This is a genomic window from Mycobacterium sp., assembly GCF_049683355.1.
In the GTDB taxonomy this organism is placed as follows: domain Bacteria; phylum Actinomycetota; class Actinomycetes; order Mycobacteriales; family Mycobacteriaceae; genus Mycobacterium.
Map to the genome: position 1 here is coordinate 1 of NZ_JBAUJB010000325.1, position 18,190 is coordinate 18,190.

General features: G+C 67.1%; 17 protein-coding genes and 1 pseudogene. 2 read left to right on the top strand and 16 right to left on the bottom strand.

The features are described from left to right. Window positions 1-227 (top strand): hypothetical protein (locus WA944_RS18985; RefSeq protein WP_526368426.1); only part of this gene is annotated, 227 nt, incomplete at its 5' end. 187 nt (window positions 228-414) lie between these two features. Here WA944_RS18985 and purE read toward each other — a convergent pair. Together purE and WA944_RS18995 are read right to left on the bottom strand one after the other, a co-directional pair. Next, window positions 415-915, bottom strand: coding sequence for a 5-(carboxyamino)imidazole ribonucleotide mutase (gene purE, locus WA944_RS18990; RefSeq protein WP_526368424.1), 501 nt, complete (start codon window positions 913-915; stop codon window positions 415-417). After that, on the bottom strand, window positions 912-2,069 hold the full coding sequence (locus WA944_RS18995) for a 5-(carboxyamino)imidazole ribonucleotide synthase (RefSeq protein ID WP_526368428.1): 1,158 nt from the start codon (window positions 2,067-2,069) through the stop codon (window positions 912-914). Before WA944_RS18995 ends, purE begins: the two co-directional genes overlap by 4 nt. 131 nt (window positions 2,070-2,200) lie before the next feature. Between WA944_RS18995 and WA944_RS19000 the strand changes: the two genes are divergently transcribed. Next, on the top strand, window positions 2,201-2,887 hold the full coding sequence (locus WA944_RS19000) for a GtrA family protein (RefSeq protein ID WP_526368422.1): 687 nt from the start codon (window positions 2,201-2,203) through the stop codon (window positions 2,885-2,887). A gap of 5 nt (window positions 2,888-2,892) precedes the next feature. Here WA944_RS19000 and WA944_RS19005 read toward each other — a convergent pair whose 3' ends face one another. The 14 genes and pseudogenes from WA944_RS19005 to WA944_RS19070 form a co-directional block, all read right to left on the bottom strand. Further along, window positions 2,893-3,324: a TA system VapC family ribonuclease toxin gene (locus WA944_RS19005; protein WP_526368420.1), complete on the bottom strand. Its 432-nt coding sequence runs from the start codon at window positions 3,322-3,324 to the stop codon at window positions 2,893-2,895. Further along, window positions 3,321-3,563, bottom strand: coding sequence for a CopG family transcriptional regulator (locus WA944_RS19010; RefSeq protein ID WP_526368418.1), 243 nt, complete (start codon window positions 3,561-3,563; stop codon window positions 3,321-3,323). The genes WA944_RS19005 and WA944_RS19010 overlap by 4 nt, the downstream gene beginning before the upstream one ends. 31 nt (window positions 3,564-3,594) lie before the next feature. Beyond that, window positions 3,595-4,113 carry a PH domain-containing protein gene (locus tag WA944_RS19015; RefSeq protein WP_526368416.1) on the bottom strand — a complete coding sequence of 173 codons (519 nt, stop codon included), beginning with the start codon at window positions 4,111-4,113 and terminating at the stop codon, window positions 3,595-3,597. 302 nt (window positions 4,114-4,415) lie between these two features. Continuing rightward, complete coding sequence (locus tag WA944_RS19020) at window positions 4,416-5,810, bottom strand: protoporphyrinogen/coproporphyrinogen oxidase (RefSeq protein WP_526368414.1); 1,395 nt, start codon at window positions 5,808-5,810, stop codon at window positions 4,416-4,418. Window positions 5,811-5,817: 7 nt separating this feature from the next. Further along, window positions 5,818-6,495, bottom strand: a complete 678-nt coding sequence (locus tag WA944_RS19025; protein ID WP_526368412.1) for an undecaprenyl diphosphate synthase family protein — start codon at window positions 6,493-6,495, stop codon at window positions 5,818-5,820. Further along, a complete protein-coding gene (locus WA944_RS19030) occupies window positions 6,492-7,916 on the bottom strand; it encodes a sugar transferase (RefSeq protein ID WP_526647224.1) in 1,425 nt (474 codons plus the stop codon). The genes WA944_RS19025 and WA944_RS19030 overlap by 4 nt, the downstream gene beginning before the upstream one ends. Before the next feature lie 253 nt (window positions 7,917-8,169). Then, window positions 8,170-8,877 (bottom strand): GAF domain-containing protein, encoded by a 708-nt coding sequence (locus WA944_RS19035; protein WP_526609135.1) that lies wholly within the window; start codon window positions 8,875-8,877, stop codon window positions 8,170-8,172. A gap of 122 nt (window positions 8,878-8,999) precedes the next feature. Continuing rightward, window positions 9,000-11,027 carry a hypothetical protein gene (locus tag WA944_RS19040; RefSeq protein WP_526647225.1) on the bottom strand — a complete coding sequence of 676 codons (2,028 nt, stop codon included), beginning with the start codon at window positions 11,025-11,027 and terminating at the stop codon, window positions 9,000-9,002. Between the two features lie 61 nt (window positions 11,028-11,088). Further along, window positions 11,089-12,957 carry a carbohydrate-binding domain-containing protein gene (locus WA944_RS19045; protein ID WP_526647226.1) on the bottom strand — a complete coding sequence of 623 codons (1,869 nt, stop codon included), beginning with the start codon at window positions 12,955-12,957 and terminating at the stop codon, window positions 11,089-11,091. Between the two features lie 258 nt (window positions 12,958-13,215). Further along, entirely contained in the window at window positions 13,216-14,445 is a 1,230-nt protein-coding gene (locus WA944_RS19050; protein WP_526647227.1) for a glycosyltransferase, read from the bottom strand. Next, window positions 14,442-15,590 carry a glycosyltransferase family 4 protein gene (locus WA944_RS19055; protein ID WP_526647228.1) on the bottom strand — a complete coding sequence of 383 codons (1,149 nt, stop codon included), beginning with the start codon at window positions 15,588-15,590 and terminating at the stop codon, window positions 14,442-14,444. Before WA944_RS19055 ends, WA944_RS19050 begins: the two co-directional genes overlap by 4 nt. Then, complete coding sequence (locus tag WA944_RS19060) at window positions 15,587-16,522, bottom strand: hypothetical protein (protein ID WP_526647229.1); 936 nt, start codon at window positions 16,520-16,522, stop codon at window positions 15,587-15,589. The genes WA944_RS19055 and WA944_RS19060 overlap by 4 nt, the downstream gene beginning before the upstream one ends. Next, window positions 16,519-17,691, bottom strand: a complete 1,173-nt coding sequence (locus tag WA944_RS19065) for a glycosyltransferase family 4 protein (RefSeq protein ID WP_526647230.1) — start codon at window positions 17,689-17,691, stop codon at window positions 16,519-16,521. Before WA944_RS19065 ends, WA944_RS19060 begins: the two co-directional genes overlap by 4 nt. Beyond that, a pseudogene (locus WA944_RS19070) lies at window positions 17,688-18,190 on the bottom strand (O-antigen ligase family protein); the annotation flags it as partial. The gene WA944_RS19065 and the pseudogene WA944_RS19070, both read right to left, overlap by 4 nt.

Here is an 18,190-nt window from a genome sequence, read left to right on the forward strand (position 1 = left end):
GTTGGTTCTCATTGTCCATGGGTAATTTTCACGACATGCAGGCCTACATCGATGGGACCACGTTCCGCTACACCGCTCGGTGCGACTGCGGGTGGGACGGCAAAACCCGCTGGTCACGCGCATCAGCGATGATCGATGTCGGAACACACGCTGTCGACACCGGCCACTACCCGGTGTCCATGCCGGTGACGACCGCCGAACCCGTCCTCGTCCTCAAGGCGTCGTAAGGCTCTTGTCCCGCCGTCGCTGCGCTGAGGTGGACGAGAGCTACGCCGCGTATGAGGTTCATCCCATTGAAGAGCCCGACGTGTGGGGCGATTTGGCCAGCCGGCTCCCCGGCGTTGACACTGCACTGACGGCGACGCGCACTCGCACTTTCCCGCCCTGAGCGCAGTCTCAACGCAAAGGCAGGACCTACTCCCCCAGCAGTCGCTGGCGCAGCGCTTCGTCCTTCTCGAGCACCATTTTCTCCAGCCCGGCCTGAAATGCCGCCATCCGTTCCCGCAGCGCGGCATCCGACGAGCCCAGGATCCGCACCGCCAGCAGCCCGGCGTTGCGAGCCCCGCCGATAGACACCGTGGCCACCGGCACCCCGGCCGGCATCTGCACGATCGACAGCAGCGAGTCCATCCCGTCCAACCGGGCCAGCGGCACCGGCACCCCGATGACCGGCAATGGCGTGGCCGAGGCGACCATCCCCGGCAGGTGCGCCGCCCCGCCGGCTCCGGCGATGATCACCGACAGGCCGCGCTCAGCCGCACCCTGCGCGTAGGACAACATCCGCCCGGGCGTGCGGTGCGCCGAGACGACGCCGACCTCGAACGGCACGTCGAACTCGGCGAGCGCCTCGGCGGCGTCGGACATCACCGGCCAGTCGCTGTCGCTGCCCATGATCAGGCCTACCCGAGCGCTCATGCGTGAGGATCCCATCCGTCGGTCCACTGTGCGTGCGACAACCAGTGTGCGGCCCGCTCGGCGCGCTCTCGCAGCACCTCGGCATCCGCGCCGGCGACGTTGACGTGCCCGATCTTGCGTCCCGGCCGCTCCTGCTTGCCGTAGAGGTGCACCTTGGCGTCGGGCATCCGGGCGAACAGGTGGTGCACACGCTCGTCCATCGACATGGCCGGCGCCTCGGCGGCACCGAGGACGTTGCCCATCACCGTGAACGGCGCCGTCGGCGATGTGTCGCCCAGCGGGTAGTCCAGCACCGCGCGCAGATGCTGCTCGAATTGCGAGGTGCGGGCGCCGTCCAGGGTCCAGTGCCCGGAGTTGTGCGGGCGCATCGCGAGTTCGTTGACCATCAACTCACCAGAGACGGTCTCGAACAGTTCCACCGCCAGCACGCCGACCACGCCCAGCTCGCTGGCCAGTCGCAGCGCCAGCTCCGACGCGGCGGACCCGAGTTTCTCGGACAGTCCGGGCGCGGGCGCCAGCACCGTCACGCAGATCCCGTCGCGCTGCACCGTCTCCACCACCGGCCACGCCGCGCCCTGCCCGAACGGTGAGTGCGCGACCAGCGCCGCGAGCTCACGACGCATCGCCACCCGTTCCTCGACCATGACTGCGACGCCGTCGTCGAGGTAGCGCGCCACCACGTCGCGGGCCTCGTCCACCGAAGACGCCATCACCACCCCGCGGCCGTCGTAGCCGCCGCGCACGGTCTTGATCACCACCGGACCGCCGACCTCACGCGCGAAGGCCTCGACATCGTCCACCGACGCCACGGCGGCGTAGCGCGGCACCGGGGCGCCGAGCGCCTCCAGGCGACGACGCATCACCAGCTTGTCCTGGGCGTGGATCAACGCCGACGGGGGCGGAGCGACGTTCACGCCCTCGGCGATCAGCCTCTCCAGGTGCTCGGTCGGCACGTGCTCATGGTCGAACGTCAGGACCGTCACACCTTGGGCTGCGCGGCGCAGCGCGTCCAGGTCGGCGTGCGACCCGAGAACGACGTCGGGGCTGACCTGGGCGGCGGCTTCATCGCTGCTGGTGGCCAGCACGCGCAGCGTCTGGCCCAGCGCAATTGCTGCCTGGTGGGTCATCCGGGCGAGTTGTCCGCCGCCGATCATGGCGACGACGGGCGGTGAGGCTGATATTCGCGACACGACGCCTATCGTGTCATGCCGGTGACGGCGGGATTGACCTGCGGCAAAGCCCACGATGAGGTAGTTCCAAGGACGATTACGTAGACTTTGAACCTGTGTCTTTTGCCGATGCGACGATCAAGCGCCTTCCGGGGCCGCTGCGTCCATATGCTGAGCAGCACCACGAGCTGATCAAATTCGCCATCGTGGGCGCCACCACTTTTGTCATCGACCTGACGATCTTCTTCACGCTCAAGCTGACGATCCTCGAGCCCAAGCCGGTGACAGCCAAGATCATCGCCGGCATCGTCGCGGTCATCGCGTCCTACATCCTCAATCGGGAATGGAGCTTCCGCGACCGCGGCGGCCGCGAGCGTCACCACGAAGCGCTGCTGTTCTTCGGCGTCAGCGGGGTGGGCGTGCTGCTGAGCATGGCCCCGCTGTGGGTGTCCAGCTACGTGCTGATGCTGCGGGTGCCGATGGTGACGCTGGCCGTCGAGAACATCGCCGACTTCATCTCGGCCTACATCGTGGGCAACCTGCTGCAGATGGCGTTCCGGTTCTGGGCGTTCCGCCGGTTCGTGTTCCCCGACGAGTTCGCGCGCAACCCGGACAAGGCTCTGGAGTCCACGCTGACCGGCGGCGGCTTCGCCGAGGCGCTCGAGGACGAGTACGAACTGCGCCACCCGATGCCTGAGAACGGCCCCGAGGCCGACAACGTGACCCCGATGCGGCAGTCACGCAGACGCTCGCGGCGTCAGCTGGGCGATTCCTCGGACCCCAGGGTGTCGAAGACTTCCTAAGGGGCTCAGATCACGACCAAATGTTCCGGGTCGGCGCGGCGGACAGCGCCCACGGAGATCGACTGGTCGAGGGTCACGAACCGTCCGCCGTTCGCGGTCGCGAGGGCTAGCAGATATGCATCGGTGACCTGGCGATGGCCGTGCAGCCGCGTGTGATCGATGAGCTCGTCGTCGAGGAGACTGACCGAGCACGGCCAGTACTCGTGATGCTCGGTCGCTGCGGCGCGCGCTAACGTGCTGATCGCTTGCGCAGGTGGCACGGGGCTTGGGTATCGGGGCTGGCTGACGATGCGAACGAAGCCGTTCTGAGTGATGGCGCACGACGCCCAGCCGGTGTGGATCTCGGCAGCAATCCATTGCTGGACGCGCTGATGGTCGACGTGGTCACTGTCCAGCAACGCGATGAGGACGTTCACGTCCAGCAGGGAGCGGCTCACACCGCGTCTTCGTCGCGCAGTCGGTCGACGAGCGCGTTGGACACGGCAGGCCCGCGATGCTCGAAGGGAACAAAGCCGTGCACGCTTTCGACGGATGTCCGCGGCCCCGCATTCTGTTGCTGAGTCAACGCCTGCCGCGCCAGGCTTGACAGCACATCGCCGACGGTGCGCTTCTCGCGGCGGGCACGCTCCTTCACCGCAAGCAGCACATCTTCGTCGATGGACAGCGTGGTGCGCATGCACCTGATGTTACTGCATCAAACGGCTACCTCAGCTGGGCGATTCCTCGGACCCCAGGGTGTCGAAGACCTCGTGATACAGCAGTGAGTGCACGCGTTCCACTCGTGGGATGTCGTGAAACTCGAGGGGTCCCTGCGCCGCGGATTCGATGATCAGCGTGCCGGTGCGAAAGATGCGGTCGATGGGGCCGTGGCGGAACTCCACGCTGTTGATCCGGGCCAGCGGGATGTCGATGCCCTGACGGGTGACCAGGCCGTGACGGAACATCACCCGGCGGTCAGTGAGAACGAAGTGAGTGGTCCACCAGTTCAGGAACGGCCACACGGTCAGCCAGCCAATGAGTAGCAGCCAGATCGCCGCGATGACGAGGAACACCGTGTTCTTGGCGTTGGACTCCCAGTTCAGCGTGTTGACGTAGCCGGCGATGAACGCCGCAGCGGCGGTGGCGACGATCAGCAGCAGCGCCGGCAGGGTCAGCCGGCCCCAGTGCGGATGGCGGTGCAGGACCACGTGTTCGTCTTTGGCCAGCACATTCTCCGGATATCCCACGGCAGCACTCTATCCAGAACCGCGGAATAGCGTTCCGGGTTGTGATTTGCCGCCCGAGCACAACCCTGGCTTCACACTCGCGTCCGAACCCGCCGGGCAAACCGCGCCGACGACGTATCTTCTATCCGATGGAGGCTCAATGTCGCTGCGGCCACGACCGTTCGGCTCACGCGCATTACCGAGCCGGCACGGACTGTTCGTCCTGTGAGTGCCCGCGATTCATGCCAGGAGGCAGCGGCCTGCGGGCAACGCTCGATCGGTTGGTCACGCGACTGTTCGGCCGCTGACACCGGCGCCCGGCGTCACTTCCCGAGCAGACCGCTTTCCTGATACCGCTTCTCGGTGTTGACCTGCCACGGGTCCACGTCGGCGCCGAAGTAGCGCTCGACGCTCTGCATGGCGCTGAGCATCGCGTGGTCCTGGTTGTCGTAGTGGTGCATGCCGTTGCGTCCTATCGGGTGCAGCGACGGGTAGTGCGTGCGCAGGTGATCCCGAACCCGGGCCACACTTCGTTCCCGCGCACGGTCGTAGACGGGGTAGGCGTGTTGGAAGCGGACGATCCGGACGTGCTCGATCGCCGAAGGGTTGATCCCGAGCTTGCGGAGATCGTCTTCGACCAGCGCGGTCATGCGAGCGTCGCCGGCGCTCCACAATTCCCCGTCCGGTTCGATGAAGTATTCGAGTCCCAGATAGGCGCCGTCCCAGTCCGGCGGCGAGAGTTCGCGCGACCACCGGCCGTAGTTCTGGATCCGGCCGACCTGAAGCTCCTTGTCGGGGGTGTACACCCAGTTGAACGGGATGTCGATGGCGTCGCGAAGTGCGACGGCGACGGTGATCAGTCCCCGATGCCGCAGGCCTCCGGCGAGCGCCCGAATGTGTTTGGGCGGTAGCGGATCGAGTGCCTCGACCAGCAACCGCAGCGGCATGCTCGAGAACAACGCGTCGCCGGACGCGGTCTCGCCGTTACCCAGCGTGACGGTCCATCGGCCGCCGTCGAACCGCGCACTGGCGACGGGCGAGTTCAGGCAGGGTACGACGCCCGCGTCGGCCAGTTGCGCGGCGGCGGCTTCCCAGAGTTGGCCGGGGCCGCGCCGCGGATACCGGAAGACGTCGTTCTGGGCGAAGTCCGATTCCTTCTTCGTGCGCCAACCGATCGGTCGGATCCGTTGGTTCGCCCAGTCACTGGCGATGTCACCGGGATCGGTCAGCCACGTCTTGCGAACATAACCGTCGAAGAACATGGTGTACCAGTAGCGGCCGAACTCGTCAGTGCCCCAGTCACGGAAGCTGGCGGCTCCGGACACCGGATGCCCGCGCCGCAGCCGGGACCACAGCAGGCTGCCGAGGCCCCGCATTCCGCTGGCGTAACCCAACTGGGTCAACAGGTCTCGGCCGACGAGCGGGTAACGCACATAGTGGCCCCGCACCAGCATCGCGGAGCGTCGCTGAACCGAGATCCATTGGTCAGGCGGAAGCAGGGACATCCACAGGTCGAGGACTTCCTCACTTCGGGTGAAGAACCGGTGACCTCCGGGGTCGACGCGCCAGCCACCGTCGTTCGTCGTCCGGGCCAGTCCACCGATGTGTCCGGACGCTTCGTAGATGCGGGGGACGGCGCCCTTGTCGAGGAGTTTCAGCGCGGCGGTCAGCCCGGCGGGGCCGGCGCCGATGATCAGCGGATTCCTGTTCGACGCCATGACGCCGTTACCGGCCGTGCAACTGGGGGGATCGTCGGAAGTCGGCGACGAGGGCGTCGATGTGGCTTGCCTCGAGTTCGTTGAGCGGCGTGGTCAGGAAGATCAGTTGGGCATACTGGCTTTGCAGCGGTAGGAACCCGCTCAGCAGTGGCTCCGGCGTGGTGCGGATGACCATGTCGACGTCTCCGATGCCGAAGGCGGCGTTGATGTCACAGCCGTCGCGCAGGGCCCGCCGATGTGCGGCACGCAGTTCGTCACCCGCGTCGTACGCCGCGAGCATGTTGATCCGGAATTCGGTTCCGGTCATGGCCCTTTCCGCGGCACGTGCAGCGGAAAGGTAGTTGGCAGGCAGCAGATCCAGGTCACCGTGCAAGCGCACACCACAGACAGCGGGGTCAAAATGAGCGGGGATCAGGGTGTCGAAGAAGTGCACCGACGCGGCATAGACCCCGGACAGTTCAGCATCGCCCCGCATCAGGTTGGCGCGGCTCAGGTTGTACACCGTCACAGTCCGGACACCGTTTCGCTGCAGGGCCAAGAGAATCTCGACGACCTTCTCGGCACCACGCAGATAAGACTGGGCAAAGGTCTCGTCGTGCGAGCTCGCCCAACGCCGCAGCCCGTCGGGGATCAAACCGACATGGGCCGGCCCCGGCGCGTCGAGGGCACCGCCGACGGTGGTCAATCTTCCACGCTTCGAAGCACTGCCAACACGGTGAGCACAAGAACCTTGAAATCGAGGTTCAGCGACCAGTTCTCGATGTAGTAGTTGTCGAACTCCGCCCGGTCGGCGATAGAGGTCTGCCCCCGCAACCCGTGAACCTGGGCCCAGCCGGTGATGCCTGCCTTGACCCGGTGCCGCTCGCCGTAACGCCGAATCTGCATTTCGAAGAGTTCGACGAACTCCGGTCGTTCGGGACGTGGGCCGACCAGGCTCATGTCCCCCTTCAGCACGTTGACCAACTGCGGCAGCTCGTCCAGCGAGGTCTTGCGCATGATCTTGCCGATCCTGGTGCGCCGGTCCTCCCCTTCGACACCGCCGGGGGCGGCACCGTCTTTGAGCTGGAAGTTCGCCTTGTCCGGGTCCAGGGGCCGCATGCTGCGGAACTTCAGGCAGCCGAACACTATTCCGTCGCGGCCGATGCGTTCCTGTCTGAAGAAGACCGGCCCCGGGGAGCTCAGCTTCACCAGCAGCGCCAGGGTGAGGAACAGCGGCGAGATCAGCAGCAGCCCCAACGCCGCAGCCGTGCGGTCGAAGGCGTGCTTGACGGTGAACTGCCACCCCTTGGCATCGATCCGGCACAGCACGATCAGCGGTACGCCGCCGAGGTGTTCGACCCGGGCGCCGCCACCGACGGCGTCCATCAGCCTGGGAACCACCCGCACCCGCATGCCGAGGTTCTGCGCCACCTGCGCGGTTCGCGCGAGCTCTTCATCGGACACCGAGGACGGTGCGACGATCAGCTCCGAGGCATTGGTTGCGCGGGCGGCGATTTCGATGTTCTCGGTGGTGCCGAAGTACGGCACGTCGATCGGATCCCCGTCGAGCGGCCTCCTGTCGTCGAGCAGCCCAGCGGGATGCAGGCCGTAGTCGGGTACCTGCCGCATCCGGGCGATGATTTGGTGGGCGATCGGCCCGGACCCGATGATCAGCGCCGGCGCCCCGAAGTGGTGCTTGCGTCGCAGGTAGCGCTGCGCGAGCGAACGTATGAGCCGTACCAATGGGATCAGGATGGCCGCGCACACCCAGACTCGCACCATCACGTCGCTGGGCCGCACGTAGTCACTGACCACCGAGCCGACCGGGAAGGAAGGCACCAACAGCAGCATCACCATCAACGTCGCCAACGTGGCTACCGCCACCGACGTCATCACCGGTTCGAAGTCGTCGAGGAAGCTGTGGTCGAGTTTGCGCCGGTACATCGACCTGGTGACCAGGATGAGGATGACGATGGGGACGAACAGCCACGAATACAGCGCGATGTTGCCGTCGCCGACGGGTCCCGGGGTGAGCCACTGAGCTATCAGCACCGCCCAGAACGCCGCCCAGACATCCAGGCCGACGGAGAGGGCCACATAGCCCGACTCGTTCCGCAGCCGAGCCATCAAGCCTCCTTCAGGCTCGGATTGGTGATGAAGTGGCGGCACCGACTTCAACCGCCGCGCCGTGGGTCCAGGACGCGGCGCGGGTGACTCCGCCTCGATGTCTAATTGCATGCGTTGATCCCCCGGACGAAACTCAGAGGTCAACTGTAGGCGTTGCTCGAGGGCCAGTCCTGTCGAATGGCCAGGGCACCCGCAGGATTTGCTGAACTGCAATCAGCAGAGCAGCGCAGAAAATTTGCCCGAAACGACTTCGTCAGCGGTTGTTGCTGGCCGCAGGGCCGAAGATCCGGTCGGCGGCCAGTGCTGCCAGATCGGTCAGCACCTGGACGTGCCCGGTGCCCCACAACCGCGGTTTGGTGTCGAAAACACACAGTGTGCCGATAGCATTTCCGTGCTGATCGACCAACGGGATTCCGAGGTAGGCGACGACGGTGCCGTCGCGGACTGCGGGGTGGTTCTTGAAGATCGGGTCGGCGCGAGCGTCTTCGAGGATCAGCGGTGCGCCATTTGCCACGGCATACTGACAAACAGACTTCTCGAGTGGCGTTTGCCTTTCCTCGGGCGAACCGATGTCCAGCCCAGCCGCGCTCTTGAAGAATTGCCGGTCGGAGTCCACCAGCGACACTAGGGCGTGTGGAGCGTCCAGCGCGTCGGCGGCGGCCCGGGTGATCCGGTCGTAGACCTCCTCCGGCGGGGAATCGAGTAACCCGGTGGCATACAGGGCGCGCAACCGGTCCGGATCGGCTACGGCCACAGTTACGTTCGGCATCGCTGTTTCGGCAAACACTCCCGCCTCCGACAGATGGCCCAGCAACTCCTCGACTGCACGGCTGTCGACGCGCCGCCGGTCGCCCACCATCCGGGACGCCACGGCACGGACAACATAGGTGTCGACGTCCTCACCGGCTTCCAGAGCGCACACTTCGAGCACGCGATTGAGCCAATCGTCGAACCTGGGCAAGGCGGTCACGCGGTTAACGGTAACGGAAATTTCGGCTGACTATGTACTTCCGGCCTATGGCCGAGCATCAATAGTCATCCGCACCATGATCATTCGACCGGAGCCGGTAAGCCTGAGGTAGGTCAAGACGATCGTCGACGCTTTCCCAGCAGGTAGGCAGCGGCGCCGATGCCGACCGCGGCGAGCATGCCCGCGCCGATCCACATGATCGACACCCCGCTACCGCCCTGCCCCTGGGCTTCGGTTTGCGCATCCGATGCCGGGGGCCCATATACGCTGACCGGTGTTCGGTCGGGCACCATCTGCGGTTCGCTACCTTCGATCGCCACGACGACGTTCCCACGAAGCTTCGCCAACCCCCGCGGGTCGCTGTTGAGCCATCGCAGGAGTTCGTCGAGTTGCGCCGGGGCGCCGTTGGAGGTGGCGATCAGCAGTGAGCGTTGTCCGTCGAAAACGGTCTGCAGGGAGCCGAATTTCATCCCGGGATCCAGCGTCAGCGTCGTCTGCTCGTCGTCAGCCCCGAACCCGACGAGCGTCAGAACTCGGTCCTGGCTGCTGACCGGAAGTGGCACCGACTCGTCGTCCCAGCCGTCGGGGCTGATCACGATGGCCGGTTCGTCGCTGTCGAGGGCCTGCTGGATGGGTGTCACCTCGGTCAGCAGCGGCACCACGCTCAGGCGCTGAAGCCCGACGACGATCTGCATCGCGCGTTCGATGTCGGCGAAGTTCTGCGGAGTGAGACCGACCTGCATGCGGGGCATCAACGCCTGCGGCAGCGAGCCGAAGCCGGCCGGGACCGGCGGCACAGCGGGTGACGACTCGACCACTGAACTGCCGTCGATGGTGAGGGTGATCGGCCGGAACTCGCCGCAACGGCCTGTGTTACCGCTCGTGTCCATCCCCACGACGAGGTTGGTGTAGCGCGTCACCAACCTGTCGGGGATGTCGACCCAGTGGTCGATGGCGCTGTCGGGACCGGTGCCCCATGAATCGATGACTTCCCCGTTCACCGAGGCGGTCAGTCGGGCTCCGACGTCGGCGGGGACCGGTGTGTGTGATCCCGTCACGTGCACCCGGAACCCTTCGGTGGAGTGGCCGAATCGAGTCTGGTCCAACGGCAGGCCCACCTGGGGCGCCACCCCGACGTTCGACAAGTTGACTGCACCCAGCTGCGCCAGCGTCGTCGAGTCGCCAACGGCGGGCCCGGCGGGGCGCATGTCACCCGCGACGACGCTGGTGCTGACGGCGAGGTTGAGGGATACATCGGTGAGCAGCCGGGTCTGGTTGGTCAGATCGTCTGGCCCGCCGGAGATCAGTAGTTGGGGAACGTCGCCGAGTTGCAGCGAGACGCCTTCCTGCTCACCGTCTTTGACGACGATGCGACGCTCGAACTGCTCTGCCGGACCGGCGATGGTGGTCTCGTCGGCGGCGAGCGGAAGCAGAAGCACCCGCGGGTCCTGGCCGCGGTAGCGTGCTTGCAGGGCCGCGGCCAGCTGCACTGCGGCATCCGACTCGGCCTGCGTCGGCTCCCCCGGGATGCCGATCGTCAAGGTGCGCAGGATCGGAGGCAGGAAGTCGGCAACGGTGGTGGGTGCCGATTCCGCGCCGGTGTAGGTCAGCGAACCGTTGATCAGGCCGACCGGGTTCTCCTGGTCCAGGCAGAACCGATCGGCTGCCAGGGCGCTGAGTTTCAACGTCACCGTGACCGAGTCATCGATGACCTCGACGGTGTCCAACGGCAGGATGACCGGGTCGAGATCCGCCGGGGGAAGCGCGATCGTGCTGATCAGCCGATCGTCCTGCAGCACCGTGAGATTTCCGGAGGCCACTGCGAAGGGCAGATCCAGGGTGGCGTTCAACGTGGCCGGCCTCAGCCCCTTGGGCACCGGGAAGGACAGCGATGCCGAACTCGTGTCACCGTAGAACCAGACAGTGGTGTCCGAACCGAGTTCGGCCAGAGACAGTGTCAGGAGCGCTGGGGGGGCCTCGATGTCGGCCGGTTGCGAGTGCGCCGGCGGTGCCAGCCCGACGACCAGAACGACAGCGGCGAGGAACGCGACAAGGGGAGGAAGCCGCCGGGTTCTGGCTTCGTGAGTCGTAGGCAGCTCAGCCTCCTCGGCTTGATCGACGTCGTGAGACGCGCTAGCCAACTTACAAGACCACTGGCGTCTCCTGCGGGGTTTCGCCTCGTCGCCGCCCCGGGTTATGCGGCTACACGGTCACCGTCGTGGGTGCCAGCACCCTCAGTCCAGACCACGGGATACCGTTCATGTCGTAGTAGTCCCAGGCGAATCCGGCGTCGGTCCATACCGAGCCCGGCGAGCTGGAGGTGGCGTCGTCGACCAGTTCGAAGGCGAAGGCCATTCGAGCGCCGCCCTGGTCCACGACGTAGGCGCCGTGGGTCTGCAAGGTCTTGGCGATCACCTTTTCGCCCGCGGTCATCCCGGCCATCGCATCGATGTCCAGGCTCGGGTCCAGCTGGATCCGGTAGCCCTCGGGGATCGGTGTGGCGACGCCCGCCCAGTTCTGGCCATCGGATTTGATTGCCGGATAAACGAAGTCGGGGCCGGCGAGGTCGGTGGAGAAGGCCAGCGCATGGCCCAGGCCGGTGTTGGCGGCCACCGCGGCGCTGAATTCCTCGGCGGTGACCACTCCGGCGTAGCGGGCGATGGCCGCGGCGGTGGCCGATCCTGTCTGGTCGATGCCGTTGCCGTTGAGGTCGGTCATTCCGCCCCATGAGCCCGACCAGGTGTCCGTGGCGCTGTCGTAGGCCGCCTGCCAGATGCCGTAGGCCTTCCCGGTCGTCGGATCGAGTATCGCGAGGTGGCCGTCGGAACCGGGCGGCACCTCGGTCCCGACCGGGATCGGCACCGTGGTGGAACCGAACGGGTCGTTGCCCCAAGGCTGGGTGAGCGTGACGTCGTATCGGGGTGTGCCGGAGGTGATTTCAGATGCCGAGACCATCGCCACCGAGTACTCGTAGAGGTTGGCGACCCGCTGGGCGTCCGTTGCGGCGAGGTAACTCACCCAGGTCGCGCTGTTGGCGTCGAGCACCGGGTTGGCCCCGATGGGGTTCCACAACCAGTCGGCGCCGGCGAAATAGCCGGGGCCGCTCGTGCCCCCGGGCGGTGGCGGTGGCGGTGTGATGGCTGCCGCGACCGCGGTCACGTTGTCCAGCCGCAGGTTGCGGTCGCCGTATTTGCGCGAGTACAGGTCGTTGGTGAAGGCGACGGTGACGGTGTAGGTGCCTGCCGGCGCGCTGTAGTCGATGGTGTAGTCAGTCCACGTGGTGGCCGTCACCGCGACCGTGGAGACGACGTTTCCGTTGACGGACACCTTCATCGTCGGGGCGCCCCGGTACTGGTCTCCTCTGGCGCGGATCACCAGGCTGCTGAACTCGGCCAGTGTCGCCGTCGTCTTCAGCGACGCGTTCTTGTTCAACACCACCGCGGATCCGCCGGAGGCGAGCGAGTCGGTGTAGGTGGCTCCGTTGCGGGATCGCGAGATCACCATGGACTCGGCTTCGATCACCTCGTCCTCGGCGGGTTCGATCAACTCGGTGGTGCCGGTGGTCGTCGCGGCGGCGGGCGCGACCTCACTGGGCCGACGCGCCGAGGCCGACGCCGCCGTGAGCAGCATCGTGCTGTGCACGGGAGCAGCGGGTGCCTGCGGAGAGTCCGGCGCCGGCGATGTCGTCGACGGGGTTTCGATATCGACCGTGGTGGACGACTGCCGGGGATTCCCCGCGGTGCTGGAATTCCCGGCCGGGGTGTCGTCGTCGGCGTCGCGACCCGACTTCTCGGCGTTCCTCTTCGACTCACGGGTGTTCCGCGACGACCGACGCTCGTCCCGGTCGCCGGCGCCGCGCTTGTTCGATGAGGCCCCGTTGTTCGATGAGGCACCGTCACGGTTGGGCCGCGGTTCCTGCGCACGCTCGGTCGTGGATTCTGGCGAACCGACGTCCGTGTTGTCGGCGGATGCGGTTCCCGCGGTGGCCACGACCGCGACGCCCACTCCCAGCATCACCGCCAACGCCCCGACACGGCCGATGAGCGTGTGATCGACCCGCCATCCGGCCATCGAGGGCGGCCGGGCGACTCGGCGGTGGGCCGCTGGGACAGCAGGAACTCGACGTAGCGGCGCAGTTTCAGCAAAGTTGCACTCAGCAAAAGCACCGTTGCCATCGGGAGCCGGCTCGGACGATACTTGCCAGCACAACGTCGTGGGCCCATCGTTCACTGACATTTGTTCTCCCCCAGCCTGGTTCGGAGATGATTAGGAGACGATACTCCACAGATGCCGTGTCGCGAGCAAAGATCGCCAACGGCAATGAGCAAATCAGCTCATCGAGGGCAGATTCTGCGACATGAGCGAGGTCAGAGCCGCGATCGACGCGCTCAGATCGAACTCGGCGGTCACCAACTCCCGGCCGGCCGCAGCGAACACGACCGCGGCACTCCCCCGCCGGATCATCGCTGCCAGCACCGCGTTGAGGCTGTCCGCGTCGTCGGAGGTCGCCAGAAGTCCGGTGACCCCGTCGACGACGATCTCGGGTATCCCGGACAGTTCGGTCGACACCGTCGGCACCCCACAGGCCAGGGCTTCCATCAGCGCCACCGGCAGGCCTTCCATCTGTCCGTCGTCCGCCACGACGCTCGGCAGCACGAACAGGTCCGCCACGGCGAGCGCCGCCCGAACGTCCTGTTCGCTACGACTTCCCAGGAAGCGGACCCGGTCGCGCAGACCCAGTCGCTCGACAAGAGCCTCGAGATCGCCGCGCAGCACACCGTCACCGATGAGGTCGAGCGTGATCCGGTCGACCTCGTGCCCGCCTTTCGCCAGCGCTGCCAGCAGCACGGCATGGCCCTTGTACTGCTGCAGCGACGCGACGGTGAGCGCCCGGACGGGGCCCTGGGACGGAATGCCGCGGGGGCGGAAGTCGTAGGCCGCGGTGTCGATGCCGGCATGGACGACGCGGATGGGAGTGCCCGCCGGGTTGCGCCCCTCGAGCAGTGCCCGGTTGTACTGCGAGATCGTCACCACGTAGCGGGCGTCGGCGATCTTGCGGTCCAGCATCGACGTGTCGACGTAGATGTCGTGCGCGTGGGCGGTGAAGCTGTAGGAACAGTCGATGAGTCGGCGGCACACCCAGGCCGCCAGCGCGGGATAGGTTGCGTAGTGCGCATGGATGTGGCAGGGACGGCGGTCCCGCGCCAGATCCCGGGCATGCGCGCAGGCCAGCAGCACCGTCGTCAGCGCCCGCGCCAGCAGCGGCGGACGCCTGAGGTAGCCGGCGGTCACCCCGGCCAGCACCGCCAGCACGGTCACCGGCCGGGTCAGCACTGCCCAGCCGAAGCCGACGAGGGCGTCCCGCGCGGCGGGTCTGGCCAGGTGCTCGGTCCATCGCCGGGCGATCTCGTGCATGGGCTGGTCCGGCGACGGGAACAGCGACCTGATCTCGAGGTCGTAGCTGTCCAGTCGGTCGAGCGCCTCGAGCTCCCGGACGATGAACGTCTCGGAGGTGACCGGGAAGCGGGACACCAGGTAGCCGACGTGCGGTCGGCTCACCGGCGGGTGCCCATCGCCTGCAGATAGGTCGTCCGCAGCCGCGCTAACCAGGCGGCCGCCGAGAACTCCTGTCGCGCACGCTCGCAGGCCCGCGCAGCCAGCTCCCGCCGCAGATCGGCGTCGTCGAGAAGCCGGCACACCGAATCGGCAAGGCCCTCGGTCGATCCGGGTTCGAACAGCAGCCCGGCTTCGCCGTCGGGCACGATGTCGGGAATGCCCCCGATCCGTGACGCCGCGATGGGGCACGCGGTGGCGGACGCCTCGATGAGCACGGTCGGGAGGTTCTCGCCGTACGTCGACGGCAGCAGCACGACGTCGGCCGCCCGGTAGACCTCAGGCATGTCGGTGCGCACACCGACGAAGACGACGGAGTCGCCCAGCCCGAGTTCGGCGACGAGTCGGCGCAGCTCGTCTTCGAGGTCGCCGCCGCCGGTCAGGGCGAGCACGGCGTCGGGGTGCCGCTCGAGGACCAGCGGCCAGGCGCGTATCGCGATCGGGATGCCTTTGAAGTCGCGGAACGCCGCAGGCAGCACGACGACCGGACCGGACGCCCCGGCGGCGAGGTCGCGCCGCACCTGCGGATCGGCAGGTCCCGGCGAGAAGTTCGAGATGTCGATGCCGTTGTGCATGACCTCCCAGTTGTCCGGCATCTTCGTGGGGCGGTACGTCTCGGCGAAGGAGCGCCGCGACGCCTCGGAGACGAACAGCGCCCGCCGGGAGCGGGTCGCGGCCTCCACGGCCAGGCGCTCGCGCTTGGCGGCCCGTCCGGTCAACGGGTGCGCCACGTGGTGGAAGGTGCACACCACCGGTCGGCGGGCCACTGCCGCGGCGGGAACCGCGAGCGTCATCGCCATCTCGAGGTGGGCGTGCACGATGTCGTAGCGTCCGGAACGAATCGTGTTGACCAGTCGCGGCAGCGCCACCGGGTCGAGCAGTCGGCGGATGCCCAGCGACCGGGTGCTGATTCCCGCCTCGGCGAGGATCGCCATGGTCTTCTCGGAGTTCCAGTCGGCCGGTGAGACACTGACCACGTCCATGGTGACGTCAGTGTCGCGCGACGCACTGATCATCGGGGCCAGCAGGGTTTCTGCGCCTCCCATGCGAAAGGCGTCGATGAGCACCAGTGCGTTGATTCCTGTTGTCACGTCAGCACTCTCAGTTTGTCCCACGGTACGTTTTCCATCGCGTCGTAATCCCAGCGGAATCCGGCGTCGGAATAGGTCTGACCCAATTCGCCTGCCGCAGCGTCCCGGTCGAGTTCGAAGCTGACGCTGAGCGGTGCCTCGGCCACGTCCATCAAATAGCCACCGTAGCGCTGCATCGCAGTCGCGACGGCCAACTCACCAGGACGCAGCCCCAGGGAGTTCAGGTCCACCGCCGGGTCGAGTTGCAGGCGGGCACCCTCCGGGATGCAGTCCGGTCTCGTCGAGGTGCCGTCGCTTTTGAGGGCGGGCGGGCGGAACGTCGGGCAGGCGTTGTTCGACTGCAGCGCCAGCGCATGGTTGATCTCGCCGTCGGCGATCTCGGCGATCCGGACCACGCCACCGAGCCGGGAGGCACCTGACCCGGTCGAGGCGCCACCCCAACCGGATCCGCGCACGCTGTTGACTGCTGCGAACGCGGTCGTCCAGGTGTCACCGACCTTTTCGGCGCGCCAGAATTCGTAGATCACGCCGGTGGATTCGTCGACGCTGACCAGGACCCCGTCGGAGCCGGTGTTGGGTGCCGCGGCGTCGGGGATGGCGACGGGCCAGCCGGCGAACGGACAGATTCCGTAGTCGGTGCGGGTGCACGACACGGTATAGGTCGGGGTGTCGCTGTCCGCGCGCACGATCGGAATGCCGAATTCGATCAAGTTTGCGTTCAGCGCCGGTTCCGGCTGCACGGCCGCGATCATCGCCGCGCTCTGTGGGTCGACGCGCACATCGGCGGCGATCAGCTGGCGCCACGGGCTGGTGTCGGCGAACGGGCTGGCCGACGGCGCATCCTGTTCCGGCGAGGTGCAGGCGACTGCGCCGGACAACCCGACCAGGGTCAACGCCACAGCCAGTGCCGAGGTCCGGCGCCGCCCGGTCACCGTAGATCCTCCAGTGCGGCGGACACTCGGGCGGCCGCGACCGCCCAGGCGTCGGTGACGCCGGCTTCGCCTGCGGTGCCGAGTCGCGCTGCCCGCGCAGGATCCTTCAGTAGTTCGACGATCGCGGCGGCCAGCGCCACGGCGTCACCAGGACCGACGAGCAGTCCTGTCACATCGTGCTGGACGACGTCGGCGAGGTCGCCGATGTCGGTGGCGACGACGGGTCTACCGAAGGTGAAGGCCAGGTGTGCCACACCGCTCTGGGTGGCGCGGATGTAGGGGGTTGCCACCACCCTGGCCGAATCGAACAGCGCGGCGACATCGTCGACCGCCACATAGCCGGGGCGGGCGTCGACGTTGCCGATCTGGCGGGCCCGGTCGAGAACCGTCGCCACGTCGATGTCGGCGCCGGCCGCTCCCGCCAGCACCAGTCGCGCGTCGGGCAGTTCGGCGCGCACCAGCGCAAAAGCGTCCAGCAGCACCTCGATCCCCTTGTACTTCGACCACACCCCGAAGAACAACACCACAGGTTCGGTGTCGGTCACCGCCCGCACCTGCCTGCCGCCACGCAGACCCGGCTCTGCGCCGTGCGGGATGACGTACACCGGGCATCGCGGGTGCCAGTAGGAGACGGCCAGGTCACGGGTGCGCGGGCCGAGGACGAACGCCACGTCCAACCGTTGCCAGGCGGCGCGGAACGCTCGGGTGAGCACCGTGCCGGACTTCGGTGTGCTGGTGTCCTTGGCGTCGGAGCGGGGCAGCGGCTCGTGGGCGATCAGCCCGAGGGTGCTCGAGCGCAACAGCGACGACAGCACAACGACGAACAGTGGTTCGAAGAAGAACCGCCATTGCGACCACAGCACCGCTCGCGGGCGGGTCGCGAGCAGCCGAAAACTCAGCACCTTCCAGGCAAAGATCAGCTGTGCCGCACGCAATCCGCGCCGCACGAGCCGAAAGATCCGGGAACGCACCTCAGCGTCACCGGGATGCCAGGTCGGAAGCACCGGCCGCACGGTGAAACCCGGTTGGGACGACGTCATTTCGGGTCGGGGTCCGGTCCAGAGCTCAACCCGCTCGCCGCGCGCGGCCAGGGCGCTGCCCAGCTCGAAGGCGAACTGGAACAGACCCCCCGACGGGGAGAGTTCGACGAGCACGATGGGCTTGGTCACGGTACCGATGTCGCCTCCTGGGGAGTCGCTTGATCGAGGGCGGGTTCGGCACGCCGCCGCGCTGCGCGCAGCAATCCGAGGCCGGTCACCAACGTCGCGCCGGCGCCGATGGAGATCGCCGAGATCGTCGCTATCGGCGAGCGCTGCTGAACGTCGAAAACGCGCATGCTGCCGACGGTCTGCAGGGAGTACTGCTGGTAGCCGATCGTGCTGCGCAGGGTTGCTTCGGCGTCGGCGACAGCGAGTTGGATGTCGTCGCGAGCGCGGTCGACGGTGGCTGCGGTGGTGGTGAAGACCAGCACCCCGCGCACCGGGTCGGCGATGATGTCGACCGGGGAGCGGGGCTCATCGAGCAGCGTGGCGAATGTGGGCAGCAGTTCGACCCGCGAACGGATGTCGAGGGCGTAGGCGTACCAGCCGTCGACCGCACCCGCCGGCGTCAGCGTCAGCGGTTGGCGGACGCTGACAGCTGCAGAGCTGGTCGCCGACGCCAGCACCC

Coding starts and splice junctions, on each gene's coding strand:
- WA944_RS18995 (WP_526368428.1), bottom strand. CDS start 2,069: ATGATCGGCGGCGGACAACTCGCCCGGATGACCCACCAGGCAGCAATT.
- WA944_RS19045 (WP_526647226.1), bottom strand. CDS start 12,957: ATGGCCGGATGGCGGGTCGATCACACGCTCATCGGCCGTGTCGGGGCG.
- WA944_RS19030 (WP_526647224.1), bottom strand. CDS start 7,916: ATGGCTCGGCTGCGGAACGAGTCGGGCTATGTGGCCCTCTCCGTCGGC.
- WA944_RS19020 (WP_526368414.1), bottom strand. CDS start 5,810: ATGGCGTCGAACAGGAATCCGCTGATCATCGGCGCCGGCCCCGCCGGG.
- purE (WP_526368424.1), bottom strand. CDS start 915: ATGAGCGCTCGGGTAGGCCTGATCATGGGCAGCGACAGCGACTGGCCG.
- WA944_RS19010 (WP_526368418.1), bottom strand. CDS start 3,563: ATGCGCACCACGCTGTCCATCGACGAAGATGTGCTGCTTGCGGTGAAG.